This is a genomic window from Thiomonas sp. DCM-2 (assembly GCF_056820905.1).
Window position 1 is genome coordinate 365,384 of sequence record NZ_CM165962.1, and the last position, 26,111, is coordinate 391,494.

General features: G+C 66.1%; 24 protein-coding genes. 17 read left to right on the forward strand and 7 right to left on the reverse strand.

Annotated elements, in window-relative coordinates:
* Positions 1–144 precede the first annotated feature (144 nt).
* The gene (locus tag AC1ZQA_RS01830; RefSeq protein ID WP_482678142.1) at positions 145–1,314 is read left to right on the forward strand and encodes a septal ring lytic transglycosylase RlpA family protein; all 1,170 of its coding nucleotides are present in this window, start codon (positions 145–147) and stop codon (positions 1,312–1,314) included.
* Positions 1,315–1,418: 104 nt separating this feature from the next.
* Here AC1ZQA_RS01830 and AC1ZQA_RS01835 read toward each other — a convergent pair whose 3' ends face one another.
* Positions 1,419–1,787, reverse strand: a complete 369-nt coding sequence (locus AC1ZQA_RS01835; RefSeq protein ID WP_482678143.1) for a PsiF family protein — start codon at positions 1,785–1,787, stop codon at positions 1,419–1,421.
* Between the two features lie 168 nt (positions 1,788–1,955).
* On the opposite strand from AC1ZQA_RS01835, the gene argS reads away from it, so the two are divergent.
* From argS to AC1ZQA_RS01870, 7 genes are all read left to right on the forward strand, one after another.
* Positions 1,956–3,710, forward strand: a complete 1,755-nt coding sequence (argS, locus tag AC1ZQA_RS01840) for an arginine--tRNA ligase (protein WP_482678144.1) — start codon at positions 1,956–1,958, stop codon at positions 3,708–3,710.
* Positions 3,711–3,762: 52 nt separating this feature from the next.
* A complete protein-coding gene (locus AC1ZQA_RS01845) occupies positions 3,763–4,392 on the forward strand; it encodes an SPOR domain-containing protein (protein ID WP_482678145.1) in 630 nt (209 codons plus the stop codon).
* Between the two features lie 35 nt (positions 4,393–4,427).
* Positions 4,428–5,093 carry a thiol:disulfide interchange protein DsbA/DsbL gene (locus AC1ZQA_RS01850; protein ID WP_482678146.1) on the forward strand — a complete coding sequence of 222 codons (666 nt, stop codon included), beginning with the start codon at positions 4,428–4,430 and terminating at the stop codon, positions 5,091–5,093.
* 138 nt (positions 5,094–5,231) lie between these two features.
* Positions 5,232–5,864 carry a lipopolysaccharide transport periplasmic protein LptA gene (gene lptA, locus AC1ZQA_RS01855; RefSeq protein ID WP_482678147.1) on the forward strand — a complete coding sequence of 211 codons (633 nt, stop codon included), beginning with the start codon at positions 5,232–5,234 and terminating at the stop codon, positions 5,862–5,864.
* A 44-nt stretch (positions 5,865–5,908) separates the two neighbouring features.
* Positions 5,909–6,706 (forward strand): LPS export ABC transporter ATP-binding protein, encoded by a 798-nt coding sequence (lptB, locus tag AC1ZQA_RS01860; protein ID WP_482679263.1) that lies wholly within the window; start codon positions 5,909–5,911, stop codon positions 6,704–6,706.
* 6 nt (positions 6,707–6,712) lie between these two features.
* Positions 6,713–8,242: an RNA polymerase factor sigma-54 gene (locus tag AC1ZQA_RS01865; protein WP_482678148.1), complete on the forward strand. Its 1,530-nt coding sequence runs from the start codon at positions 6,713–6,715 to the stop codon at positions 8,240–8,242.
* A 129-nt stretch (positions 8,243–8,371) separates the two neighbouring features.
* The gene (locus AC1ZQA_RS01870; RefSeq protein WP_482678149.1) at positions 8,372–9,157 is read left to right on the forward strand and encodes a COG4705 family protein; all 786 of its coding nucleotides are present in this window, start codon (positions 8,372–8,374) and stop codon (positions 9,155–9,157) included.
* 7 nt (positions 9,158–9,164) lie between these two features.
* Here AC1ZQA_RS01870 and AC1ZQA_RS01875 read toward each other — a convergent pair whose 3' ends face one another.
* Complete coding sequence (locus AC1ZQA_RS01875) at positions 9,165–10,721, reverse strand: CYTH and CHAD domain-containing protein (protein WP_482678150.1); 1,557 nt, start codon at positions 10,719–10,721, stop codon at positions 9,165–9,167.
* Positions 10,722–10,859: 138 nt separating this feature from the next.
* Between AC1ZQA_RS01875 and AC1ZQA_RS01880 the strand changes: the two genes are divergently transcribed.
* The 4 genes from AC1ZQA_RS01880 to AC1ZQA_RS01895 all read left to right on the forward strand — a co-directional run bounded on the left by AC1ZQA_RS01880 (position 10,860) and on the right by AC1ZQA_RS01895 (position 13,829).
* Positions 10,860–11,807 (forward strand): UDP-2,3-diacylglucosamine diphosphatase, encoded by a 948-nt coding sequence (locus AC1ZQA_RS01880; protein ID WP_482678151.1) that lies wholly within the window; start codon positions 10,860–10,862, stop codon positions 11,805–11,807.
* A gap of 74 nt (positions 11,808–11,881) precedes the next feature.
* Positions 11,882–12,910, forward strand: a complete 1,029-nt coding sequence (locus tag AC1ZQA_RS01885) for a glycosyltransferase family 4 protein (RefSeq protein ID WP_482679264.1) — start codon at positions 11,882–11,884, stop codon at positions 12,908–12,910.
* A gap of 4 nt (positions 12,911–12,914) precedes the next feature.
* Positions 12,915–13,337 carry a diacylglycerol kinase gene (locus tag AC1ZQA_RS01890; protein ID WP_482678152.1) on the forward strand — a complete coding sequence of 141 codons (423 nt, stop codon included), beginning with the start codon at positions 12,915–12,917 and terminating at the stop codon, positions 13,335–13,337.
* A 66-nt stretch (positions 13,338–13,403) separates the two neighbouring features.
* Positions 13,404–13,829, forward strand: coding sequence for a nuclear transport factor 2 family protein (locus AC1ZQA_RS01895; protein WP_482678153.1), 426 nt, complete (start codon positions 13,404–13,406; stop codon positions 13,827–13,829).
* Position 13,830: 1 nt separating this feature from the next.
* Here AC1ZQA_RS01895 and corA read toward each other — a convergent pair whose 3' ends face one another.
* Genes corA through AC1ZQA_RS01910 form a run of 3 tightly spaced genes read right to left on the reverse strand, consistent with a single transcriptional unit; the run spans position 13,831 to position 17,112 of the window.
* Entirely contained in the window at positions 13,831–14,796 is a 966-nt protein-coding gene (corA, locus tag AC1ZQA_RS01900) for a magnesium/cobalt transporter CorA (protein ID WP_482679265.1), read from the reverse strand.
* 25 nt (positions 14,797–14,821) lie between these two features.
* Complete coding sequence (locus AC1ZQA_RS01905; protein ID WP_482678154.1) at positions 14,822–16,036, reverse strand: patatin-like phospholipase family protein; 1,215 nt, start codon at positions 16,034–16,036, stop codon at positions 14,822–14,824.
* A 20-nt stretch (positions 16,037–16,056) separates the two neighbouring features.
* The gene (locus AC1ZQA_RS01910) at positions 16,057–17,112 is read right to left on the reverse strand and encodes an MBL fold metallo-hydrolase (RefSeq protein WP_482678155.1); all 1,056 of its coding nucleotides are present in this window, start codon (positions 17,110–17,112) and stop codon (positions 16,057–16,059) included.
* A gap of 72 nt (positions 17,113–17,184) precedes the next feature.
* On the opposite strand from AC1ZQA_RS01910, the gene AC1ZQA_RS01915 reads away from it, so the two are divergent.
* A complete protein-coding gene (locus AC1ZQA_RS01915) occupies positions 17,185–17,598 on the forward strand; it encodes a MerR family transcriptional regulator (RefSeq protein ID WP_482678156.1) in 414 nt (137 codons plus the stop codon).
* Between the two features lie 9 nt (positions 17,599–17,607).
* On the opposite strand, the gene AC1ZQA_RS01920 is transcribed toward AC1ZQA_RS01915, so the two are convergent.
* On the reverse strand, positions 17,608–19,194 hold the full coding sequence (locus tag AC1ZQA_RS01920; RefSeq protein ID WP_482678157.1) for a GGDEF domain-containing protein: 1,587 nt from the start codon (positions 19,192–19,194) through the stop codon (positions 17,608–17,610).
* Positions 19,195–19,379: 185 nt separating this feature from the next.
* On the opposite strand from AC1ZQA_RS01920, the gene AC1ZQA_RS01925 reads away from it, so the two are divergent.
* On the forward strand, positions 19,380–20,558 hold the full coding sequence (locus tag AC1ZQA_RS01925; RefSeq protein ID WP_482678158.1) for an isovaleryl-CoA dehydrogenase: 1,179 nt from the start codon (positions 19,380–19,382) through the stop codon (positions 20,556–20,558).
* A gap of 44 nt (positions 20,559–20,602) precedes the next feature.
* On the opposite strand, the gene AC1ZQA_RS01930 is transcribed toward AC1ZQA_RS01925, so the two are convergent.
* Positions 20,603–21,757 carry an aminotransferase class V-fold PLP-dependent enzyme gene (locus tag AC1ZQA_RS01930; protein ID WP_482678159.1) on the reverse strand — a complete coding sequence of 385 codons (1,155 nt, stop codon included), beginning with the start codon at positions 21,755–21,757 and terminating at the stop codon, positions 20,603–20,605.
* 149 nt (positions 21,758–21,906) lie between these two features.
* Between AC1ZQA_RS01930 and aceK the strand changes: the two genes are divergently transcribed.
* From aceK to AC1ZQA_RS01945, 3 genes are all read left to right on the forward strand, one after another.
* The gene (aceK, locus tag AC1ZQA_RS01935) at positions 21,907–23,715 is read left to right on the forward strand and encodes a bifunctional isocitrate dehydrogenase kinase/phosphatase (protein WP_482678160.1); all 1,809 of its coding nucleotides are present in this window, start codon (positions 21,907–21,909) and stop codon (positions 23,713–23,715) included.
* Positions 23,712–24,890, forward strand: a complete 1,179-nt coding sequence (locus AC1ZQA_RS01940) for an acetyl-CoA C-acyltransferase (RefSeq protein WP_482678161.1) — start codon at positions 23,712–23,714, stop codon at positions 24,888–24,890. The genes aceK and AC1ZQA_RS01940 overlap by 4 nt, the downstream gene beginning before the upstream one ends.
* 80 nt (positions 24,891–24,970) lie before the next feature.
* Positions 24,971–26,098, forward strand: a complete 1,128-nt coding sequence (locus AC1ZQA_RS01945) for an acyl-CoA dehydrogenase family protein (protein ID WP_482678162.1) — start codon at positions 24,971–24,973, stop codon at positions 26,096–26,098.
* Positions 26,099–26,111 lie beyond the last annotated feature (13 nt).

Consider the following 26,111-nt stretch of genomic DNA (forward strand, 5'->3'; position numbering starts at 1 on the left):
CCTTGCTCGGAACCTGCCTGGTCGGTTCACCCGACGCAGCTGTCCACACATGTGACACAACAGCCCGCTCTGCGGGCTGTTGTCATTCTGAGGCGCGGCATTGCACAGGCGCTCCGTTAGCATGGGTGCAAAGCGGAGAAAACGATGGGTGCAAATCAGAGTCCATCTCGGCGGCATTGGGTTTTTCTCGTTGGCCAGGCACGGGCCGACGCAGCGTTCTGGGGCGCCGCCGTGCTCAGCCTCACCTTGGCGGGCTGCGCCAGTGCGCCGCCCCGCACCACGGGCGGCGGGGAGGTGGTCAATGCGCAATCGGGTTGTCACGCTCCGCCGCCCAATTTGCGCGCAGCCTACAACCGACCCTACTCCGTCAAGGGACGCACCTATACTCCGTTGCGCACTGCGGACGGTTACGAGGAAGTGGGCACCGCATCCTGGTACGGCTGGGAGTCCGGGGCGACAACCTCGATGGGCACGCGGTTCAATCCGCGCGACTTTTCTGCGGCAAGCCGTGTGCTGCCCTTGCCGACCTGTGTCCAGGTGACGAATCTGGACAACGGACTGAGTGCGCTGGTCCTGGTCAACGACAGGGGTCCATTCGTCAGCAGCCGCATCCTTGACCTGTCGATGGGCGCGGCAGCCGCCCTGGGTGTCACCCGGACGGGAACTGCACAGGTGCGCATCGTTGCGCTGCCCGAAGGGGCGAATGCCCCCTTGCAGACGGCCATGCAGAGCCAGCCCATGGTGCCGAACGGCAGGGCCGCAGCCGTCCCGCCTGGGCGCGAAAACGCCAAGGACCAGGATGTCGCGGCGCCCGAGCAGTTTGCACAGTCGCCCCCTGCGCAAGTGGCGTCCACGCAGCCTGCAACAGCACCGGCGCCGATCGAATTGCAGGTTCTTCCGCCCTTGACCACGCCGACAACTCAGGCCAGCGCCCCGTCAGCGCCGATGCGCGAGCCGCCTTCTGGAGTAGAACAACAATCACCCATGCCCCAGCCCGCGCTGACCCTGCCTGGCGACTCCATCGCTTCGACCCAGACCGCCAGCGCGGACGCTCGGCAGCCAGCCATGGTGCAGACCTACACGCCCCAGACCTTTGTGCAGACCGGGGCCTTTACCCAGGAGGTCAACGCCCAGATCGAGAAGGCACGTCTGCAGGCTGCAGGGATCGATGGCGTTCTCGTCGTACCCGGATATATCCGAGGCCAGATGTTCTATCGGGTGCAGGTCGGGCCGTTGAACGGTTCGCCTGATGCCGGGTTGCTGCAAAAATTGCAGAACCTGGGCCTGACGCAGTATTCCGTGATCCAGCAATAGCCGGGCATTGCCGCGTCCGTCGCTTCGGTCAAGGCCAATAAAAACGCACCCGGAGGTGCGTTCGAACATCAGGCAGAACGACGCGCCGGGGCGTCAGTTCGTGCTCACTTCTTGCGCAGGCATTCGCTCATGAACTTTTTGCGCTCTTCGCCCTTCAAGCCCTTGGCCTTGGCGTCTTTGCTGCAGAAGGACATTTTTTCTTGCTGAGGGGTCAGCTTCTTGCCCTCGACAGCCGCCTTCTTTTCAGTCTTGGCAGGCTCTTTGGCAGCCGGTTTGGCGGCTTCAGCAGCGGCCGGCTTGGACGCCAGACAGTCCTTCATGAACGCCTTGCGGGCTTCACCGGTCTTGCCGGCAGCGTCCTTGTTGCACTGCGCCATGCGGCTTTGCTGCGCGGTTGCCTGCGCCTGTGCCAGCAGGGGCATGGCGAAAATGCCAAGGGCGAGGCCAAGGGTTGCGATCAATTTTTTCATCATGACTCCAAGTGTTGTCGTGGTCTAAACGCGGAGGAAACTGCAACATCATCAGCCTGCCCGCGCACCGCGGTTCAGCCGACGATTCATTACACCATAGGGTTGTGTGCGCACGTCGCCATGATGCAGACCCATAAAATGCCGATTTTGCACAATCACAACATCTCCATAATGATCGAATTCACCGCGCGGTTGACCGCCGCGCTGCAACAAGTCGCCCTCGCCTTGCAGCCAGGATTCAACAGCGGGATTGAACTCAGCCGTCCGCGCAGCGAGGAGCATGGCGAACTGGCGAGCAATCTGGCCATGCAGCTGGCCAAACCGCTGGGGCGCAAGCCGCGTGACGTGGCGCAGATCATCATCGATCACATCCAGACGGACCTCAGCCTGGCTGCTGACATTGCCCGCGCGGAAATCGCCGGGCCGGGGTTCATCAACTTCCATCTCCAGCCAAGGGTGTTGCAGCAGGTGGTTGTGGAGATCGAGCAGGCGTCGACCGCATTCGGCAACTCCAGAGCGGGTGCTGGCCAGCCGATGCTGGTGGAATTCGTTTCGGCCAATCCCACCGGGCCGCTGCATGTCGGCCACGGGCGCCAGGGCGCGCTGGGCGACGCGATTGCCGCTGTGCTCACCACCCAGGGCTGGGCGGTGCAGCGCGAGTTCTATTACAACGATGCCGGGGTGCAGATCCAGACCTTGGCGCTGTCGGTGCAGGCGCGCGCGCGCGGGCTCAAGCCCGGCGATGCGCAGTGGCCCGAATCGGCCTACAACGGCGATTACATCGCCGAGATCGCGCAGGACTTTCTGGCACGCAAATCGGTGCCGGATGATCAGGGGCGGCAGGTCGCGGCCAGCGGCGATGCGGACGATCTGGACAATATCCGGCGCTTTGCCGTGGCGTATCTGCGCCGCGAGCAGGATCTGGATCTCAAGACCTTCGGCATCCGCTTCGACTGCTACTACCTCGAGTCCAGTCTCTACACCGAAGGCCGCGTCGACGACACGGTGCAGCGCCTGCAGGCTTCAGGCCACACCTACGAGCAGGACGGCGCGCTATGGCTGCGCACCACCGATTTCGGCGACGACAAAGACCGGGTGATGCGCAAGTCCGACGGCACCTACACCTATTTCGTTCCCGACGTGGCGTATCACCTCACCAAATGGGAGCGCGGATTTCACCGCGCGGTCAACATCCAGGGCTCGGACCATCACGGCACCATCGCCCGGGTGCGCGCCGGGCTGCAGGCGGTCGGCCTGGGCATTCCCAAGGGCTATCCCGACTATGTACTGCACAAAATGGTCACCGTGATGCGCGGCGGGCAGGAGGTCAAGATTTCCAAGCGCGCCGGCAGCTATGTCACGGTGCGCGACCTGATCGAGTGGTCGGGCGGGGTCAACGACGGCATGACCGAGGCCGAGCGCGCTGCGGCGCTGCAGCGGGGGCGCGACGCGGTGCGGTTCTTCCTGGTGTCGCGCAAGGCCGATACCGAGTTCGTGTTCGATGTCGATCTGGCCCTGGCGCAGACCGACGAGAACCCGGTGTATTACGTGCAATACGCGCATGCGCGGGTGAACTCGGTGTTCGAGCAATGGGCGGCGCGCACACCGCAGGATGCTGCGCAACCTGCGCTGCTCAAGGACGCCAACCTGAGCCTGCTTACCGCCCCCCGCGAACGCGCGCTGCTGCTGAATCTGGCGCAGTATCCGCAGGTGCTGGCCGCCGCCGCAAAGGAACTCGCACCGCACCATGTGGCGTTCTATCTGCGCGATCTGGCGGCCGATTTCCATGCGTACTACAACGCCGAGCGCGTGCTGGTCGACGATCTGCCGCTGCGCCACGCGCGGTTGCGTCTGCTGCAGGCGGTCCGTCAGGTGATGCACAATGCACTGGCCGTTCTGGGCGTGAGTGCGCCGTTGCGCATGTGAGCGCGCCCGTCCGGCACCTGCTTTTTCCACAGCCAAGCAACTCCCGCATGCCATGTCCACACGTCCTGCACTACGCCGCCAGTTCGGGGGCACCCTCATTGGCTTGATCGCCGGCCTGGTCATCGGCTTGGCCATTGCACTGGGCGTCGCCCTCTACATCACCAAGGCGCCGCTGCCCTTCATGAACCGCTTTCAGGAACGGCCGTCGAGTGCGGCGTCCGGCGCGGCCAACTGGAATCCGAATCAGGGCCTGAGCGGGGCCACCGCTGCGCCTCCTGCAGGCAGCGGCTCGATGCCGGTCACCGTGGCGAGCAGACCGCTCTCTGCGCAAGCCCTGGCCAAACTGGGTCAGCCCGGGCCGGGTGCGTCTCAGTCCGCTGCGGCAGCCGCGCCGAATGCGCAGCCCGCTATCGCTGCACCCGCAGCGACGCCCGCAGCCCCGACCGAGGTGAGCTATGTGCTGCAGGTGGGTGCGTACAGCACACAGGACGATGCCGAACGCCAGCGCGCCAAGGTGGCGCTGACCGGACAGGAGGCGCATGTGGATGAGCGTGTTGTCAACGGGCGCACCCTGTATCGCGTTCGAGTGGGGCCGTTCACCTCGGCGCAGCAAGCCGAGAAAACGCAGAAACTTCTGAGCGACAACGGGATTCAAACTGCGCTGGTGCGGACCGGTAAATAAAGCAACTCTCTGCTCTCACTTCCAAAGGACGACTCATGTTTCGACGCTGGCTATCCGTGGTGTTCGCGCTGTTCTCGCTGGGCTTTCTGGCCACCGGCGCCCAAGCGCAGACCGCTTCCAAGACCAATCCGTTCAACGAAGGCTTTGCCTACAACCGACTGGCCGTGCCGCAGCCGGTGAGTCCGTCGGACAAGATCGTGGTGATGGAGTTTTTCTGGTACGACTGCCCGCACTGTGCCGACTTCGACCCTTTGCTGGAAAGCTGGGCAAAGAAACTGCCTGCGGACGTGGTGCTGGAGCGCGTGCCCGTTGCGTTCTCTCCGCAGTTCATCCCCCAGCAGCATCTGTATTACGCCTTGAAGGCGCTGGGCAAGCTCACCCCGGAACTGCAGGCCAAGATTTTCAACGCCATCCATGTGCAGCACATTCCGCTGGGCACGTCTGAGCAGATGGCCAACTGGCTGGCGCAGCAAGGCATTCCGAAAAAGACCTTTCTCGACGCCTACAACTCGTTTGGCGTGAACGCCCAGGTCAAGCAGGCCACGCAGATGGTGAGCGACTACCAGATCCAGGGTGTGCCGACCATGGCGGTGCAGGGCATGTACACCACCTCCGCCGCCCTGCCCGAGGCGAACAACAACAAGAAAGTGCTGGAAGTTGTCGACTATCTGATCAAAAAAGTGCAGGCGGCGAAAAAGTAAGTCGCTCGCACCTGAGTCACCGATGAACTGCCCGCGCATTGCGGGCAGTTTGTTTTTGAACGGCGACGAAAGCATCGCGTGGTTTCCTGCCCGCATCGCAAGAACTGGCCCTAGAATGAATCGACCCAAGCAAAACCCATGCCGATGAAACGACTGGCCCGATTCCTGCTGCTTTGCGCCCTTTGCGCGCCTGACCTCATGCTGCCTGCCTGGGCAGCCCAGGCCGACCGGAATCAGCCGATTCATATCGAGGCCGATGCCATGCGCTATGACGACGCGCATCAGACCAGCGTGTTCACGGGCAATGTGGTGGTGACCAAGGGCACGCTGGTGCTGCGTGCGGCGACGGTGGACGTGCGCCAGGCGCCGGACGGCTATCAATACGCCACGGCGATTGCCGCGCCGGGCCAGCTGGCCACCTTCCAGCAGCAACTCGATACCGCGCCTGGGCAGCCGTCGCAGACCATGGATGGCGCAGCGCAGCGCATCGAATATGACGGCAAGACCGATGTGGTGACGTTTCGCGGACAGGCCATGCTCAGCCGTCTGGTGGACGGCAAGCTCACGGATCGCAGTCAGGGCAATGTGATTGCCTACAACCAGATCACCGATGTGTTCACCGTCGAGGGCGGGGCGCAGGGTGCGACAGCGACCAATCCTGGAGGCAGGGTGCGTGTCATGCTGAGCCCGCAGGCCACGGCCCCGGCGTCGTCGGCACCGACATCGCCGCCCGCGCTGAAGGTCACGCCGAAAATGGGGGCGCAACCTTGAGCGCCCAGCCGAGTGTCTCGCCGCAGACTCCGGTGCGCGGTGGGCTGGAGCCGGTTGCCGTCGCGCCTGACCGGCACGGACGCGAAGCCCGGCCCGCAACGGGTCCCGAACTGGACGTGCAGCATCTGCAAAAGCGCTACGCCGGCCGGCAGGTCGTGCGCGACGTGAGCTTTCGCGTGCGCTGCGGCGAGGTGGTCGGTCTGCTGGGGCCGAACGGTGCGGGCAAGACCACCTCGTTCTACATGATCGTCGGCCTGGTGCGGCCCGATGCCGGTCGCATTCACATCGACGGCCAGGATGTCACCGATTTGCCCATGCACCGCCGCGCCCGCATGGGGCTGTCCTACCTGCCGCAGGAGGCGTCGATCTTCCGCCGCATGACCGTGGCCGAGAATGTGCGCGCGGTGCTCGAACTGCAGCGCGACGCGCAGGGGCGGCGCCTCGGCAAGGACGAGATTCGCGCGCGCGAGGAGCACTTGCTGCGCGAGCTGCATGTCGAGCACTTGCGCGACAGCCCCGCGCCGGCGCTGTCGGGGGGCGAGCGGCGGCGGGTGGAAATCGCCCGTGCGCTGGCCACGCAGCCGCGTTTCATTCTGCTCGACGAGCCGTTTGCCGGCATCGACCCGATCGCGGTGATCGAGATCCAGCGCATCGTCCAGTTCCTCAAGGAGCAGGGCATCGGCGTGCTGATCACCGACCACAATGTGCGCGAAACCCTGGGCATCTGCGACGCGGCCTGCATCATCAGCGAAGGGCAGGTGCTGGCCCAGGGTGATCCGCAATCCATCATCGACAACCCCGCGGTGCGCAAGGTGTACCTCGGTGAAAACTTCCGCATGTAGTTCGCGATGAAGCCGTCGCTGAATCTGCGCCTGTCCCAGCATCTGGCGCTCACGCCCCAGCTGCAGCAATCCATCCGTCTGCTGCAGCTCTCCACCCTGGAGCTCACGCAGGAAATCGAGGGTCTGCTCGAATCCAATCCTTTCCTTGAAAACGAGGAGACGGATGACGGCACTGCGGCCGCGCCCACTGCCGAGCAGTCCGCGCCGCTGCAGCCAGACTCGCCCACCCTGCTTGCCAATGAGGGGCATGAGTCTGCTGCCGAGTTCGCCACCGAACCCGCCGCCGAGCTGCAACTGGAGACGCAGGACTGGACGGCCAGCAGCGGCGAGACCGATCACGGCGCCGACACCGATGCCGATGCCGACTCCTGGGTCAGCTCGGGGCAGTCTTCCGGCGGCGGGGACGACGACGAATTCAGCGCCATCGACCGGGCTTCCGAGCATCTCGGTCTGCGCGATCACCTGCGCGGTCAGCTCGCCGGGCTGGCGCTGAGCGCCATCGACCGCGCCGCTGCCGAGGCCATCATCGACTCGCTCGATGACAACGGCTATCTGCCCGAGACCATGCTGGAGCTGGCGCAGGCGCTCGCACCCGAAGCCGGGGAGGACCAACTCGAAGACCTTGCCGATGCGCTGACCACCGCAATGCGGCTGATCCAGAGCTTCGATCCGCCGGGCGTTGCTGCACACGATTTGCCCGAGTGCCTGTGCCTGCAACTGCAGCGCCAGCCGCCCTGTCCGGTGCGCGACATGGCCCTGCAGATTTGCCGGGACGGCCATCTCGACCTGCTGGCGCGGCGCGACTGGCGCAAGCTCGAACGTCAGCTCGGTGCCGACGAGGCCATGTTGCGCCTCGCGCAGCAACGCATCGCCCAGCTCGAACCGCATCCGGGCGGCGCCTTTCGCAGCGACGCGGCGCAGGCGGTCACGCCCGATGTCATCGCCCGCAAGACTGCGCGGGGCTGGACGGCCCAACTCAATCCCGAGGTCATGCCCAGGCTGCGGGTCAACCAGATTTACGCCGATGCCCTGCGCCGCGCCCGCGACAGCGGCACCGCGATGCAGGGCCAGTTGCAGGAGGCGCGCTGGTTCGTCAAGAACGTGCAGCAGCGCTTCGAGACCATTGAGCGCGTGGCGCAGACCATTGTCGAGCGCCAGCAGCGTTTTTTCGACTTCGGCCCCGTGGCCATGCGTCCGATGGTGCTGCGTGAAATCGCTGATGAACTCGGGCTGCACGAATCCACCATCTCGCGCGTCACCACGCAGAAATTCATGCTCACGCCGTTTGGCACGGTGGAGCTGAAATACTTTTTCGGCTCCGGCCTGAGCACCGAGGCCGGCGGCAACACCTCATCGACCGCCGTGCGCGAACTCATCCGCCGTCTGGTGTCCGAGGAAGACAGCACCAAGCCCCTGTCCGACAGCGAACTCGCCGAGCGCCTCACCCAGCAGGGCGTGCAGGTGGCGCGCCGCACCGTGGCGAAATACCGCGAGGCGCTGCGCATCGCCCCGGCCAATCTGCGCAAGAGCGGTTGAGCCGCGCCGCCTGCTGGTCGGTCTGCATCGGCAAGCGCTCACCCTGCGCTAAGTCTGCTTTCCCAGAATGCCGTGATCGCGCAACACGCGACCACACAACAACACCACACGGCATTCAGGGAGTTTCTCATGCAACACACCGCACTGGCAGCGCAGCCCGACTGGGCGCAGGCGATCAAGGTTCCGGTCGTCATCACCCTCTATTTCTGGTTGATCAAGATCATGGCCACCACGGTGGGTGAAACCGCCGCCGACTTTCTCTCGGTCGATCTGCATGTCGGACTGGTCGGTACCACGGTGGTGATGACGGTGTTGTTCCTCGGTGTGCTGACCGCGCAGATGCGTGCGCGCCGCTACGTTCCCTGGCTGTACTGGTTGACCGTGACCCTCATCAGCGTGGTCGGCACGCTGATCACCGACAACCTCACCGACCATCTGGGCGTGCCGCTGCCGGTCAGTACCGTGCTGTTCGCGCTGGCACTGGCGGCGACGTTCGTGGGCTGGTGGGCGAGCGAACGTACCCTGTCGATCCACAGCATCGACACCCCGCGGCGCGAGGCGTTCTACTGGGCGGCCATCCTGTTCACATTTGCGCTGGGCACGGCCGGGGGCGATCTGGCCGCCGAGCGCCTGCAACTCGGCTACGTCCTGTCTGCGCTGCTTTTCGGCGGCGCCATCGCTGCGGCGGCGGCAGCCTTCTCTCTGTTCAAGGCCAGCGCAGTGACCACGTTCTGGATCGCCTACATCCTCACCCGTCCGCTGGGTGCGACCTTCGGCGACTGGCTGTCCAAGCCTGGCAGCGAAGGCGGCCTCGGCCTGGGGACGATGGGAACCAGCGCGCTGTTCCTGGGGGCCATCATGCTGCTGGTGGCGTATCTCACCAAGACCCGACGCGACGCAAAACCGGCTGTCTGAGCGCTGCTCAATTCGCCTGGCGTGCAGCCTGCAAGGCGCGCTGCAGGCTGCTGCGCACCTGATCGAAGGCCTGCTGCACGCCCGCTGCGGACTGGGTCGCCGCGTCCGGGTCTGCGGCTGCGGCGGTCTCGCCCAGCCATCGTGCCAGCCGCAGGGTGTCGAGCGCTTCGCCCAGATCGGTCTGCAGGGCGCTGGTGAGCTTGAGCCAGGCCTTGCCCTGCTTGCCCAGAACGTCTTCCGTCCAGGGGGCGAGCCATTCCAGCGCGTAGCGCAAATGCTTGGCCTTGAGCCGCAGGGTGTGCAGCGCGCTCCACGGCGCGTCGAGCGGGGCTGCGGCCTGACCGTCCCAGATGGCCAGCAGCTCGGCCCAGCGCTGCGGGTGCAGTTGCAGGTCGCTGCGGTCAAAGCGCAGCAGGCGGCGCGCCAGTTGATCGGTGGACTGATCGGCGGCAATGACCTGACCGCTGCTCCAGCATTCCGCCCAGCGTGCCTGCGCCAGCAGCGCGCGGCCGAAGCGGGCGCTGCGCAGATAGCCCAGCAGCGCCAGCAGATGCGCGCTGCGCTTTTGTTGCAGGTGGTGGGGCCGCAGCGCGCTGGCATCCGGGTGCTGCTGCATGGCCAGAGCCTGTTCCAGGCAGACATCCACATCGCGCACGGCGCCCAGCAGTTGTCCCGCCCAGCGCCATTCGCTGCGCAGCCAGCGGCAGGCAGCGCGTTGTGAGGACGGCCCGGTGGTTTGCAGCAGTTGCAGCAACACGCGCAGGCGGCGCAGTTGCAGGCGCATCTGGTGCACGGTCTCTGGCTGCGGACGGGTCTGCAACAGCTCCGCGCCCACGGCCAGCACGGCGGCCGATTGCTGCAAAGCGCCCGCCATCGCCTGCCCGCCCTCTGGAAGCGGCGCGAGTTCGCGCGCCAGCGGCGGCAGCTGCAGCGTGCTCAGCCCGGCGGCATGCGCGGCCACCTGCATCTTGCTGATGGGGGAGAGCAGCAGCGGCAGGTCCTGTGCCAGCGTCCAGGCGAGGTCGAAGGCGTGCGGCCAGTGGCCGTCGAGCAGTTCGATTTCCAGTTCGCTGATCGGCAGGCTGGGTGCATCTGCGGCGATGCCGCCGAGCGCCTGCCCGTCATCGAGGCAGACTTCGAGCCGCGTGCCCTGCCAGTCGAGATGCCAGACGGTGCGCTGGACCCGGGTGCCCAGCACGGCGCGCAGACTGTGCGCCAGCACATCGGCGTCTCCCAGTGTGGCGAGGCGGGTGTGGTGCAGGCGTTCCAGAGCCGCGGCGTCGGGCGCGTCGCTGTCGATGTCGAACTCCCATTCGCCACGGGTGAGTTGCAGGCCCTGGGCCGGGCTGCTCTTGAGCGTGAGGATGCGCCGGCCGTCCCCCGTGTGACGCACACGCAGCGCCATCCCTGCCTTGCGCAAAGTGTGCTCCGTGGTGTCGAAGTACCAGCTTTGCAGCGCGTGCACCTGAGGCGGGCGTGCCAGGGCGAGCAAGACCGGGTGTGTGCGTACCGCGTCGTGCAGGGTGGGGTCGAGTCGGAATTTGAGTTCGCGTTCCTGGCTCATGGCTGAAGGTGTTCGAAAGATGATGCGCCCGATTTGAACCGGTCGCAGGGCGTGGCACAAGCGGCTGCGTCAAGCAGGGCGAGCAATTTCTCTGTGACGGTCACGCGGATGACATATTGACGCGATGCAATGCGCGGCATGGCTACCGACACCCTGTCCCGACTGATGCGAAGCAGCGCAGCGTTCCCGGAAGACCTCAAGGCCAGCAAAGCTGCAGCGGCTGCCCTTCAGGCGGAACCATCTCAGGGTGGCGGCGACGCCGAGCCCGAGGTGAGATGGCGCACGCTGTGGCTGTCGGACATCCATCTGGGCACGCGCGATTGCAAGGCGCCGCAGCTGCTCGAATTTCTGCGCCATTGCAGCGCCGACACCATCTATCTGGTCGGCGACATCATCGACGGCTGGCAGCTCAAGAAAAAAGGCATTTACTGGCCGCAGGCGCACAACGACGTGGTGCAGAAGCTGCTGCGCAAGGCGCGCAAAGGCACGCGGGTGGTGTTCGTTCCGGGCAACCACGACGAGTTCGCCCGGCCGTATGACGGCCTGCACTTCGGCGGTATCGAGGTGATCAACCAGGTGCGGCATGTCACCGCCGACGGCCGCACGCTGCTGATCGTGCACGGCGACCAGTTCGACAGCGTGGTGCTCTATGCCAAATGGCTCGCGCATCTGGGCGACGCCGCCTACATGTTCAGCCTCAAGCTCAACCGCTGGCTCAACCACGCGCGGCTCAGGCTCGGCCTGCCGTACTGGTCGCTGTCGCAATACCTCAAGCACAAGGTCAAGGCGGCGGTGAACACCATTTCCAGTTTTGAAACCCTGCTCAGCGACGAGGCGCGCCGCCAGCAGTGCGACGGTGTGGTGTGCGGCCACATCCACCGCGCCGAGCTGCGCAGCGAGGAGCATCAGATCTACGCCAACTGCGGCGACTGGGTGGAAAGCCTCACCGCCCTGGTGGAAGACTTCGACGGACGCCTCAAGTTGCTGCACTGGAACGTCGGGCTGCGCGTGCTGGCCGAACTGCCTCCGCAGTCGCCGGCACAGCACGTGCCGCAGTCCGTCGGCGCGCAGGTGGTGCCTGCATGATCGCGTCGACCGTGACACCCGGCGCGGCTGCAGCCGCCGAAAAGCCCTGGCCTGCCGCAGCAGGCACGCCACCGCTGCGCATTCTCATCGTCACCGACGCCTGGGAGCCGCAGGTCAACGGCGTGGTGCGCACCCTCAAGACCACCATCGGGCAGTTGCGCGACATGGGCCAGGAGGTCGAGGTGGTCGAGCCGGGCAGCTTCCGCACCATTCCCTGTCCGACCTACCCCGAAATCCGCCTCAGCCTGCGACCGCGGGCGCAGATCATGCAGCGCATCACCGCCTTCATGCCCGATGTGGTGCATGTGGCCACTGAAGGCCCGCTGGGACAGGCGGCGCGCAAGGTGGCGCACCGGCTGGACATTTCGCTGACCACGGCCTATCACACCCGTTTTCCCGAGTATGTGCAGGCCCGGTTTCGTGTGCCGCTGAGCTGGACCTATGCCTACCTGCGGCGTTTCCACAACGCCGGGCGCGCGGTGCTCGTGCCCACGCAGGTGGTGCAGTGCGACCTGCAGGAGCGCGGCTTCCGCAATGTGCGCTTGTGGTCGCGCGGGGTCGATCACCGCATGTTCTACCCGCGTGAAGGCGAGCGGCTGGACGGCAAGCCGCCGATCTTTCTGTATGTGGGCCGGGTGGCGGTGGAGAAGAACATCGACGCCTTTCTGCAGCTCGACCTGCCCGGTACCAAGTGGGTGGTGGGCGAAGGGCCGGAGCTCGAACGCATCCGCCGGCAATACCCCGACGTGCGCTTTCTCGGTGTGCTCACACAAGATGAATTGGCCCGGGTCTACTCCGGCGCCGACGTGTTCGTGTTTCCGAGCAAGACCGACACCTTCGGTCTGGTGTTGATCGAAGCCCTGGCCTGCGGCTGCCCGGTGGCCGCCTATCCCGTGACCGGCCCGCTGGACGTGATCGGCGACAGCCCGGCCGGCGCGCTCGACCACGATCTGAAAGCGGCCTGTCTGCGCGCCCTGCAGATTCCGCGCAGCGTGGCGCTGGCGCACGCGCGCAAGTTCACCTGGGAAGCCGCGTCGAAACAGTTTCTCGACCACCTGCGCAAGGCGGTGCGCGAAGGCGCGGCGGCGCACGCGGGGCACTGAGCACATGGCCCAGCAGCGCGAGCGCGCGCCTGCCTCCAAGCCGGACGCGGCCCCCAATCCGTACAAGACGCGCACCGGTCTGTCGCGTGTCTATCACGCCGGAATCAACTCGATCAGCGGCCTGCGCGCGGCGTGGCAGACCGAGTCGGCCTTCCGCCAGGAACTCACCCTGGCGGCTCTCCTGCTGCCACTGGCGCTGTGGCTGGGCCAGACCTGGACCGAGCGCGCGCTGCTTGCGGGCAGCGTGTTGCTGGTGCTGATCGTCGAACTGCTCAACACCGCGATCGAATACACGGTGGATCGCGTGTCGCTGGAGCGGCACGACCTGAGCAAGACCGCCAAGGACCTGGGCAGCGCCGCAGTGCTGCTCACCCTGCTGCTGTGCGTGCTGGTGTGGGCCGCTGTGCTGCTGCCGCGCTGGCTTTGACCCGCGCGCTGCGCCGCAGGCGCTGCCTGCCTAAGATGTGTGACATTTTTTGATTCGCCGCATCCCATGGACACCACCGCCAGCCTGCAACGCATCGCCCGCCTGTTCGAGCAACTCAGCGCCGACCGGCTGGACGTGCTCGCGCAGATCTACGCCCCGCATGCCACCTTCCAGGACCCGTTCAACCGCGTGCAGGGGCTGGGTGCGATCACCGCGCAGTTCGCGCACATGTATGCCAAGCTGCATGCCCCGCGCTTTGTGGTGCGCGAGGTGACGGCGCAGGCCGAGGTGGGCTGGATGACCTGGGATTTCCATTTCGCGCTGCGCTCCGGAGCGCAGGCGCACACCATCCCGGGGGCAACGCGGTTTGCGCTCGATGCGCAGGGCCTGGTGATCGACCACCGCGACTATTGGGATGCCTGCGATTTCTACGCCACCGTCCCCTTGCTCGGTGCCGTGGTGCGTCGGCTGAAAAAAGCCGCGGCGAGCTGAATCAGTTCAGCCAGCCCTTCTTGCGGAAATACCAGAACGGCGCGATGACGGTGAGCACCATCAGCCCCAGCGCGAACGGATAGCCATAGGCCCAGTCGAGCTCGGGCATGGCCTTGAAGTTCATGCCATAGATGCTCGCGATCAGCGTGGGCGGCAGCATCGCGACCGAGGCCACCGAAAAGATCTTGATGACCTTGTTCTGGTTGATGTTGATGAAGCCCACGGTGGCATCCATCAGGAAGTTGATCTTGTCGAACAGAAACGCGGTGTGGCCGTCGAGCGAGTCGAGGTCGCGCAGGATTTGCCGCGCTTCCTGCGACTGCTCGGCGCTGAGGTGGCGGCTGCGCAGCAGAAAGCTCAGCGCCCGGCGCGTGTCCATCACATTGCGGCGGATGCGGCCGTTCAGGTCTTCCTGCAGCGCAATGCCGGTCAGTGCCTCGGAGGCGTCCTGGTCGCTGGGGCGCGGCTTGAGGATGTGCGCGCCGATGGCCTCCAGATCGTCGTAGATGCCTTCCAGCGTGTCGGCGGAATACTCGGCGTCGGTCAGGTAGAGCGCCAGCAGCACGTCGGTGGCGTTTTCGATCAACCCCGGCATGCGTCGCGCCCGCAGCCGCAGCAGGCGGAACACGCTGAGGTCGTGGGTGTGAATGGAAAACAGCACACTGCCGTGGATGATGAAGGCCACGCGCTCGTTGCGCGGCCGCTCCTCGTCGCTGATCAGAAAGTCCGAGCGCAGGTGGAGCTGGTTCTCATCCTCCTCCTCGTAGAACCGGGCAGATTCCTCCAGATCCTGGTCGAGCACATCGGCCGGGATGATCAGGCCAAAGCGCGCCTTGACCCAGCCCAGCTCGCGCGGCGTGGCCGACTCCAGATCGACCCACACTGGCTGCAACCCAGCGAGCGCCTGCGAATCGACCACCTCCTGCTGCACCAGGCGGCCGTTCTTGAGGGTGAACACATTGAGCATGGGCATGCATTATGCGCAATGCAGATCACGGCGCGTCACCGGGTTGGGCCATGGGCAGGGCAAAAAACGCGGCGATCGCCTCGCGCTGCGCCAGCGCATCGGCCCGGCCGAGCTCCACCAGCGCTCGCAGATAGTCCGGGGTGAACAGCAGATAGCTGGCCAGCGCCGCGCCGCTGCCCGTGCCCATGCCGACCGCCTGCAGCAGCAGCCGGGCGCTGCGCGGCATGCTGTGCCAGTGTTGCGCAGCGATGGCGCTGATCGACACCGAAGGCAGCAGGGTCAGTGTGGGCAGCGGGCGGTAGGGCAGTGCAGCCCGCACTTCGGTTGGCAGGTCGGCGAGCATGCGGTTGATGCGCTGTGCCTGCTGCGCATCGGCGCGCAGGGTGTCGAGAAACACGCTGGACATGGCATGCGCGGCGATTTCCGCCACGCTCGGGTACGGCGGCAGATGCGTGCGCATTGCCCCTGCCTGCGCATGCGGCTCGGCCACGCCGATGGCCACCGCGCGCTCGGCCCCCAGGTGGATGGCCGGTGCCAGCGGCGCGAGCTGGCGCATGGCGCCGTCGCCAAAAAACTCCGGCCCCATCTCGCCCCACAAGGGTGTTGCCGGAAACACGAAAGGCAGGGCGCTGGAGGCCAGGAGATGCTCGACCCCGATGGGCTGAGCAATGCCCCACAGTCCGGGTCTGCGCCACGGTTGCACATCGGGCCGAGCCTGGAAAAAAGTGATATGCCGCCCACTGGTGTAGCTGGAGGTGGCCACCGCCAGCGCGCGCAGCGCACCGCTTTGAATTGCGGCGTCCACCGCATTGAAATGCAGCAGCCGCCCCAGGGTATCGGCCAGTGGCGTGTTGTCGAGCAGCGCGCGCGGGTTCTGCTTCCACAGCCAGCCGAAGGCCATCAGCCCCAGCCAGCGCAGGCCGCCACGCAGCAGGTGCAGCGTGCCGACCTCGAAGACTTCATGCGCCTGCAGGGTGCTCCACAGGGTCTGCAACTCGCGCAGCGCCAGCGGCCATTCGGCGCAGCGGCTGGCGAAGTACGCGGCGTTGATCGCTCCTGCCGACGTGCCGCAGATCACCGGAAACGGGTTGCGCTGCGCGGGCCATCCCTGCGCCTGCAGGATGTCGCCGATGCCGCCGAGCACCCCAGCCTGATACGCGGTGCGCGCCCCGCCACCGAGCAGTACCAGCGCCGTGCCCTGCGGCAACGGCTTGGATTCGGCGGCGAGGGTGTTGGGCATTGCGGCGGGTCGATCTGTCCCTATCGCACGAAGCGGTACACCCCGTCCTGCTGCAGTCGGCGCAGCGCGCCGTCGAACCAGAGCTTGTGCAGATGCGCGATGGACTCACCCATCGCGAAGGTCATCTGGTGCACGTCCAATGGCCGTTTGAACAGAACCGGCAGCAGGTCGGCGGCGGTCTGCGGTGTGGCGCAGGCCTGCATCACCTCGGTCAGGCGCTCGCGGTGATGCTGCTGCAGCTGCGCGATGCGCGCGTGCGCGCCGCGAAACGGCAGGCCGTGCGAGGGAAACACCAGGGTGTGCGCGGGCAGCAGCGCGGCAAAGTGCGTCAGACTGTCGAGAAACTGCTGCAGCGGGTTGGCCAGCGGCTCGTTGTCGTTCACGCTGATATTGGTGGAAATGCGTGGCAGCAGCATGTCGCCTGCGATGAACAGCGCGTCGCGTTCGCAGAACAGGCTGATGTGTTCGGGCGCGTGGCCGTAGCCTGCAACACAGCGCCACGCGCGCCCGCCGATGTGCAGCACATCACCGTGCTGCAGGCGCCTGAACTGCGCGGGCATGGCGGGGACCAGGCCGGTGTAGTAGTCGGTGCGCCTGCGGATGGCGGCCAGGGTGTCGGCATCGTGCAGGCCGTGCGCGGCAAAGTGCGCGGCCATTGGCTCGCCGCCGATGGTCATGCAGCCGCGCGCGGCCATGCACGACACCGCGTAGTCGGTGGCGCTCATCCACAGCAGACAGTTCCAGCGCGCGGTCAGCCAGTGGGCCAGCCCGACATGGTCGGGGTGCATGTGCGTGACCACCACGCGCAGCACTGGGCGTCCTTCGAGCTGGGTGGCGAACACCTGTTCCCACGCGGCGCGGGTGGGTGCGGAGTCGATGCCGCAATCCACAAGGGTCCAGCCGCGCACGCCGTCCAGCGTGTCGTCGAGCAGCCAGAGGTTGATGTGGTTCAGCGCGAATGGCAGGCCCATGCGCAGCCAGCGCAGGCCGGGTGCGAGTTCGATGCTGGTGCCCAGCGTCGGGACATCGTCGCCGAAGGGGTAGTGGATGGGATCGGCGGCAGATGTGTCGGACATGGCGTGGGTCGTGAAGGGGACTGGAAACTACACTTGACGTTAACGTCAACTCGCAGTCGAGTATAGGCACGCATGAAAAACGCCGCTGTCGCTCCCGCCGCACGCACCTACACCATCGGCGAACTCGCCCGCGAGTTCGACCTGACCACCCGCGCCATCCGCTTCTACGAGGAGGCCGGGCTGCTCTGCCCGCAGCGCAAGGGCCGCCTGCGGGTCTATACCCAGGGCGACCGCACGCGGCTCAAGCTCACGCAGCGCGGCAAGCGGCTCGGGCTGAGCCTGGCCGAGATCAAGGAACTGGTGATGATGTACGAGTCACCGCGCGACACCGTGCCGCAGTTGCGACGCTATCTGGAGGTGCTGACCGCGCACCGCGCCGACATCGAGAGCCGCATGGCCGACCTGCAGGCGACGCTGGAGGACATCCGGGCGTATGAAACCGAGGCGCGCGGCTTGCTCAAGACGCTCGGGGCGACCGGCGGTTGATGCCGGCTGTCATGGAACCGACACCGCGGCCACCTCGACCCGGTTGCGCCCGCGCTGCTTGGCCTGATACATCGCGGCATCGGCACGGCTGAGTGCGGCGTCCAGCGTGTTTTCTCCGGGCTGCAGGCGGGTGACGCCGATGCTCAGGGTCATCGGCACACGCAGACCGTGGATGCGCAGCGCATGGCGCGCCACCAGTTCGCGCATGCGCTCGGCGAGTGCGGTGGCGGCCCGGGTGTGGGTCGCAGGCAGAAACACGGCAAATTCCTCGCCGCCGATGCGGCCGATCACATCGCCCTCGCGCAGCGCGGCACTCATGCGGCTGGCCAGTTGCAGCAGCACGGCGTCGCCGACCGCGTGGCCGTGCGTGTCGTTGACTCGCTTGAAGTGATCGGCGTCGATCAGCATCAGGCTGGGCAGATCGCCGCGGGCTTCGCGCAGCGTCGGCTCGGCGCGCTCGAAGAATCCCCGGCGGTTGTACAGCCCGGTGAGCATGTCGGTCTGTGTCTGCCGGGCCAGTGCCAGTTCGCGCTGCTTGCGCTCGGTGATCTCGACCAGGCTGGTGAGCACCGCCTGCTTGCCGTCGTAGCGCAGGCTGCGCGCGGCCAGCATCACATGAATGTTCGCGCCATGGGCAGTCAGCATGCGCACATCCACGGGGCCGACCTCGCCGCGTGCATCGAGCGCGTCGCGGATGGCCTGGCGTGACTGCGTCTCGGCATAGAAGCGCGATGCATGCGCCGATCCCGGGTCGGGATACAGGCGCTGGGGGTCGAGCAGCGCCTGAGCCGAGCGGTTGAACCGCAGCACCTTGCCATCCACCCGGTCACTGAGCACCAGCGGTACCGGGCAGACCTCGAACAGATGGCGCAGATTGCTTTCTGCGGCGCGGCGTTCCTCCATTTCCTGTGCCAGACGCAGCCGCTCCAGCCAGGCCAGCCGCCCGCTGCGGGCGCTGCGCACCGCGGCAGACCAGCCCAGCAGGTGCACGAACACCGCGATCACCAGCATCGCCGTGAGATCGCGCGGCGTGGCGTGAAACCAGCCGGCGGCCATCAGGAACAGCGTTGCGGTCGAGAGCGGCAGCAGCCAGTAGTTGACCGGACTGAGCATGGGCACGAAGGCGTAGAACGCCAGCACCATCAGCAGCCCGGACATGCCCTGATTCGGCGAATAGTCGCCATAGGCCAGATTGACCAGCCGAAAGGCCACAATACCGCCGATCTGAAACGCGATCAGCGCCCGGCGCAGCGCTTCGGGGCGTTCGCGTGCGCCCAGGCGTGCCACCCACCAAAGATGGAGGCCCAGCGCCAGCACCACCAGCCGCGCCAGCAGGATGGACCAGAACTGCGGGCTGTCGTGCAACTTGGCCCAATCCACCACACTGGCCAGCACGAAGACACCGCCGCCAGCCAGCCCGAGCAGCCGCAGCCGGGACGTGATGTCTGGCCAGGCACTCAGGACATAGGCGTGTTCGTCCTCTGCGCGGCGAAACAGCCCGAGCTTGCCGATCGGATGACCGGAATCGTCGGCAGGGGGCAGGCCGTCGTCACTGTTCGCGTCGGCGGATTCGGAACCACGGTGTTGCAACGGCATGAGGTGTGGGCGCAGAACCGACCTGCACAATGTAAAAAATTGCATTATCCGGCGGTGGCTTGCGGAACCGGTGTGAACCTTGTCACGCTGCACGCGGTTTGTCTGTTCTTCACGTTGACGTAAACGGAAGGTAAGATTCAAGCCCATGCGCTGCCACCAGAGCAGCCCCAACGGAGACGCGCCCCATGCAACTGCCCGGACTGGACTTTCAACTCGGCGAGGACATCGCCGCGCTGCGCGAGGCGGTGCGCAGTTTTGCCGCCAAGGAAATCGCCCCGCGCGCCGCCGAGATCGACCGCAGCGACCAGTTTCCGATGGATTTGTGGCGCAAGTTCGGCGACCTCGGGCTGCTGGGCATCACCGTTCCCGAGGCCGAAGGCGGCACCGGAATGGGCTATGTGGCGCACATGGTGGCGATGGAAGAAATCTCGCGCGCCAGCGCGTCGGTCGGGCTGTCGTATGGCGCGCATTCCAATCTGTGCGTCAACCAAATCCGGCGCAACGGCACCGCAGCGCAAAAGGCCAAATACCTGCCCAAGCTGATTTCGGGCGAGCACGTCGGCGCGCTGGCGATGAGCGAGCCGGGCGCAGGCAGCGATGTGGTGAGCATGGCGTTGCGCGCCGAGCGGCGCGGCGATGCGTTCGTGCTCGATGGCAGCAAGATGTGGATCACCAACGGTCCGGATGCCGATGTGCTGGTGGTCTATGCCAAGACCGATCCGGCTGCCGGCGCCAAGGGCATCACCGCCTTTCTCGTCGAGAAGGGCTTTGCTGGGTTTTCGGTGGCGCAAAAGCTCGACAAGCTGGGCATGCGCGGCAGCCACACCGGCGAGCTGGTGTTTCGCAACTGCGAGGTGCCGGCGGAGAACGTGCTTGGGCAGATCAACGGCGGGGCGAGGGTGCTCATGAGCGGGCTGGACTACGAGCGCGCGGTGCTCGCCGCAGGCCCCGTGGGCATCATGCAGGCGGTGATGGACAATGTGCTGCCCTATGTGCACGAACGCAAGCAATTCGGCCAGCCGATCGGCACATTCCAGCTCATCCAGGCCAAGCTGGCCGACATGTACACCACGCTGCAAGCCGCGCGCAGCCTGCTCTACACCGTGGGCAGGAATCTCGACGCGCTCGGCGACGGCCATGCGCGCAGCGTGCGCAAGGACTGCGCCGCGGTCATTCTGTGGTGCGCGGAAAAAGCCACGTGGATGGCCGGCGAGGGCATCCAGATTTTCGGCGGCAACGGCTACATCAACGACTACCCGCTGGGCCGACTGTGGCGCGACGCCAAGCTCTACGAGATTGGCGCAGGAACGAGCGAAATCCGCCGCATGCTGATCGGCCGCGAGCTGTTTGCGCAGACCGCCTGAACATGCGGGCAGCAACGATGCGGCGCGGTGCGCGCCGCGGGCAATCAGCGATGCACGGCTTCTTCCGCGCGCAGGCCGACCGCGTCGAGGACATGGTCCAGCCGCTGCGCGGCGGCGTCCACGTCCTTCCACTTGTCCAGGCCGAACAGCCCGAGGCGAAAACTCATGTAGTCGGCCGGTTCGTCACAGGCCAGCGGCACGCCGGCGGCAATCTGCATGCCGTGCGCGGCAAACGCCCGGCCGCTCTGCACCTGCGGGTCACGGGTGTAGCTCACCACCACGCCCGGCGCCTGAAATCCCGGCGCAGCCACGCTCTTGACTCCGCGGCGCTCGAGCGAATCGCGCACGCGCCGGCCCAGCTCGATCTGTGCGGCCTTGAGCCGGGGCAGGCCGAGGTCGAACGCCTCGCGCATCTGATCGCGCACCTCGGCCAGGGTGTCGGTGGGCATGGTGGCGTGATAGGCATGCGCGCCCTTTTCATAGGCCTGCATGATCTGATGCCATTTTTTCAGGTCGCAGGCAAAGCTGTTGCTTGTGGTCTGCTCCAGCCGCTGCAGCGCGTGGTCGCTGAGCATGGCAAAGCCGCAGCAGGGCTGGCCGCTCCAGCCTTTTTGCGGCGCCGAGACCAAGACGTCCACGCCGGTGGCCTGCATGTCCACCCACATCGCACCGGATGCGATGCAGTCGAGCACGAACAGGCCGCCCACTGCGTGCACCGCATCGGCGACGGCGCGCAGATAGTCGTCGGGCAGCATCAGGCCGGCGGAGGTTTCCACATGCGGGGCGAACACCACCGCGGGCTTTTCTCGGGCAATGGTGGCGACGACCTGGTCGATCGGCGCCGGGGCGAAGGGCGATTCGGGCGCGTCGGCGATGCGCCGCGCCTTGAGCACGGTCACCTTGTCGCTCAGATGCCCGGTCTCGATGATCTGGCTCCAACGGTAGCTGAACCAGCCGTTGCGCACGATCAGCACCTGCGCGCCCTGCACGAACTGCCGCGCCACCGCTTCCATGGCAAACGTGCCGCTGCCCGGCACGATCACTGCCGCCTGCGCGCCATAGGCGTCCTTGAGCATGGCCGACAGATCGCGCATGACCTGCTGGAACTTCGCCGACATGTGATTGAGCGAGCGGTCTGTGTAGACCACCGAATATTCGAGCAGTCCGTCGGGATCGACGTTGGGCAGCAAAGCGGGCATGGGGTGTCTCCTGTGGGCAAAGCAAGGGCGCGTCTGGCGCCGACAAGAGCGAAAAGCCTAGCATGCAGCGCCAGCAATTGCCGGGCGCTTTGCCTTGTCGCCGGTGCGGGCTTACAGTCACGGCGGTTGCCACGCCGCGCAGGTGTCCGATGAATCAGTTTCCGCCCCGTCTGGATTCCCCCATCGCCTTTGCCATGGCGCGCACCATGCTGGAGGGCTTCAACCGCCACTACCGCCTGTTCCGCCAGGTGAGCGCCGCGGCGAAGGAACGTTTCGAACGCGCCGACTGGGCAGCGCAACAGGCGGCGCAACGCGAGCGCATTGCGTTCTACGACCAGCGCGTGGATGAAGGCACCGAGCGGCTGCAGAAGGAACTCGACGCTGGCAATCAGCCCATGGAGATCTGGCAGCAGGCCAAGCTGCACTACATCGGCCTGCTGACCAATCATCACCAGCCCGAGCTGGCCGAGACATTTTTCAACTCGGTGACCACCAAGATTCTGCGGCGCGAGCATTTCAACAACGAGTTCCTGTTCGTGCGCCCGGCGGTGTCCACCGAGTACATCGAGAACGAGGAACCTGCGGCCAAGCCAACTTTCCGGGTGTATTACCCGCACACCCACGCGGCGCTGCACGGCTGTCTGCGCCGCGCGATCGAGAACTTCCAGCTCGCCTTGCCGTTCGAGGACCTGGATCACGATGTCGCGCAAGTGATCGCTGCGGTGCGCAAGCGTTTCGGCAATGATGTGCGGCTGCGTGCCAACTTCCAGATCCAGATGCTCGACTCGCTGTTCTTCCGCAACAAGGGCGCTTATGCGGTGGGCAAGGTGATCAACGGGTTCACCGAATTTCCGCTGGCGCTGCCCATCCTGCACAACGACCGCGGACAGCTCTTCATCGACACCGTGCTGCTCACCGAGGACGACATGCTGCTGCTGTTCTCCTTCGCCCGGGCGTATTTCATGGTGGACATGGAGATTCCCTCGGCCTATGTGCAGTTCCTGCGCAGCCTGATGCCGCGCAAGCCACGCGCCGAGCTGTACAACGCGCTGGGGCTGGCCAAGCAGGGCAAGACGCTGTTCTACCGCGACTTTCTGTTTCACCTGCGGCATTCGAGCGACAAGTTCATCGTCGCGCCGGGCATCAAGGGCATGGTGATGGTGGTGTTCACCCTGCCGTCGTTCCCGTTCGTGTTCAAGGTGATCAAGGACTTCTACCCGCCGCAGAAAGACACCACGCGCGACAAGATCAAGGGCAAGTATCTGCTCGTCAAGCAGCACGACCGCGTGGGGCGCATGGCCGAGACGCTGGAATATTCCAATGTCGCGTTCGATCGCGCGCGCTTCTCACCCGAGCTGATCGACGAGCTGCAGACCTATTGCCCCTCGCAGCTCGAGTTCGACGGCGACACCATCATCATCCGCCACTGCTACATCGAGCGGCGCATGATTCCGCTCAACATCTATCTGCAGGAAGCCGACGACGCGCAGCTCGAGGCCGCGGTGATCGAGTACGGCAACGCCATCAAGGACATGGTCGCAGCCAACATCTTTCCCGGCGACATGCTGTGGAAAAACTTCGGTATCACCCGTCACGGCAAGGTGGTGTTCTACGACTACGACGAGATCGAGTACATCACCGACTGCAATTTCCGCCGCGTGCCGCCGCCCCGCAACGAGGAAGACGAGATGGCCGCCGAGCCGTGGTATGCGGTCGGCCCGCATGACGTGTTTCCAGAGACCTTCGGCCAGTTCCTTCTGGGCAACCCCAAGGTGCGCGCCGTGTTTCTCAAGCACCACGCCGACCTGCTCGAACCGGCGTTCTGGCAGGAACACCAGAGCCGCATCCGCGAAGGTCATCTGTACGACGTGTTCACCTACGACGCGGCGCGCCGCTTTCCCCGGCCGCAGGCCGCGCGCGCGCATTCCACACCAACCGAACTGGAGACCTCACCATGACCGATCCGATCGTCATCGTTTCCGCCGCGCGCACGCCCATCGGCGGGCTGCTCGGCGACTTTGCCGCGCTGCCTGCCTGGGAACTGGGCGCAGCGGCGATCGCCGCCGCGGTGCAGCGCGCCGGCATCCAAGGCGAGCAGGTCGATGAAGTGCTGATGGGCAACTGCCTGATGGCCGGACAGGGCCAGGCGCCCGCGCGGCAGGCGGCGCTCAAGGCCGGTCTGCCGCAGAGCGCCGGTGCCGTGACCCTGTCCAAGATGTGCGGCTCGGGCATGCGGGCGATGATGTTCGCGCACGACATGCTCGCCGCCGGCTCGGCCTCCGTGATGGTGGCCGGGGGCATGGAGAGCATGACCAACGCGCCGCATCTGGCCTTTGTGCGCAAGGGCGTGAAATACGGCCTGACCCAGTTCTACGACCACATGGCGCTTGACGGCCTGGAGGATGCGTACGACCGCGGCAAGGCGATGGGGGTGTTCGCCGAGAGCTGCGTGGCCGAATATGGTTTCAGCCGCGAGGAGATGGACGCGTTTGCCATCGCCTCGACCGAGCGCAGCAAGAAGGCCAACGAGGACGGCAGCTTCGACTGGGAGATGGCGCCGGTCAGCGTCGCCGGTCGTGGCGGTGCGGTGCAGATCGCCCGCGATGAACAACCGTTCAAGGCCAAGCTCGACAAGATTCCCGGCCTCAAACCGGCGTTCAAGAAGGATGGCAGCATCACCGCGGCGACCTCGTCGAGCATTTCCGACGGCGCCGCGGCGCTGGTGCTGATGCGCCAGTCCACCGCCGACAAGCTCGGCTGCGCGCCGATCGCGCGCATCCGTGCGCACGCGGTGCACGCGCAGGCGCCCGAGTGGTTCACCACCGCGCCGGTCGGCGCGATCCGCAAGGTGCTCGACAAAGCCGGATGGCAGCCGCGCGAGGTCGATCTGTGGGAGGTCAACGAGGCGTTCGCCGCGGTGACCATGGCGGCGATGCGCGAGTTCGGCCTGCCGCACGACATCGTCAACGTCCACGGCGGCGCGGTCGCGCTCGGTCACCCCATCGGCGCGAGCGGCGCGCGCATCGTGGTCACGCTGCTCGGCGCGCTGCGCCAGCGGGGGCTGAAAAAGGGGGTGGCTGCGCTGTGCATCGGCGGCGGCGAGGCGACGGCCATGGCGGTCGAACTGTTGTGAATGCACGGGACTACCCAGCGTGCTCCTCCCCCACGCGTGGGGGAGGTTGGGAAGGGGCAGTCGTCCGAGGGGAATGATCCATGTTGCTGTCTGACGACCACCGCCTGATCCGCGACGCGGTGCGCGACTACGCCCAGCGCGAAATCGCGCCGCACGCCGCCGCGTGGGCGCGGCAGGCGCGGTTTCCGCGCGAGGCGCTGCAGGGCTTGGCGCAGCTGGGTTGCCTGGGCATCGCGGTGCCGGTCGAGTGGGGCGGCGCCGGGCTGGACTATTTGTCTCTGGCGCTGGCGATCGAGGAAATCGCCGCAGCCGACGGCGCGACCAGCACCATCGTCAGTGTCAACAACTGCCCGGTGTGCTCCATCCTGCTCGCTTGGGGAGACGACGCGCAAAAACGCCGCTGGCTCGAACCGCTGGCGCGCGGGCAGATGGTCGGCGCATTCGCGCTGACCGAACCGCAGGCCGGGTCGGACGCGGCCAACCTGCGCACCACCGCACGGCGCGACGGCGACGCCTACGTGCTCGACGGCGTCAAGCAGTTCATCACCAGCGGCAAGAACGGCCAGGTCGCGATCGTGCTTGCGGTGACCGACCGCGCCGCGGGCAAACACGGCATCAGCGCCTTCATCGTGCCGACCGACACCCCGGGCTATGTGGTCGAGCGGCTGGAGGACAAGGCCGGACAGGCGGCGAGCGACACCGCGCAAATCCGCTTCGACGGCTGCCGCATCCCGGTGGAAAACCGCATCGGCGCCGAAGGGCAGGGGTACAAGATTGCCCTCTCGGGGCTGGAGGGCGGGCGCATCGGCATCGCCGCGCAGGCGGTGGGCATGGCGCGCGCCGCGTTCGAGGCGGCGCTGCGCTATGCGCGCGAGCGCACCGCGTTCGGCCAGCCGTTGTTTGCGCACCAGGCGGTGCAGTTCCGGCTCGCCGACATGGCGATGCAGATCGAAGCCGCGCGGCAGTTGCTCTGGCATGCGGCAAGCCTCAAGGACGCCGGACAGCCTTGCCTGAAGGAGGCGGCGATGGCCAAGCTGTTTGCCAGCGAAATGGCCGAGCGGGTGTGCAGCGCGGCGATGCAAGTCCACGGCGGCTATGGGTATGTCGCCGACTTTCCGGTCGAGCGCATCTGGCGCGACGCGCGGGTTTGCCAGATTTACGAAGGCACTTCGGACGTGCAAAACATGCTGATCGCCCGCGCGCTGTAAACCGACATACCGA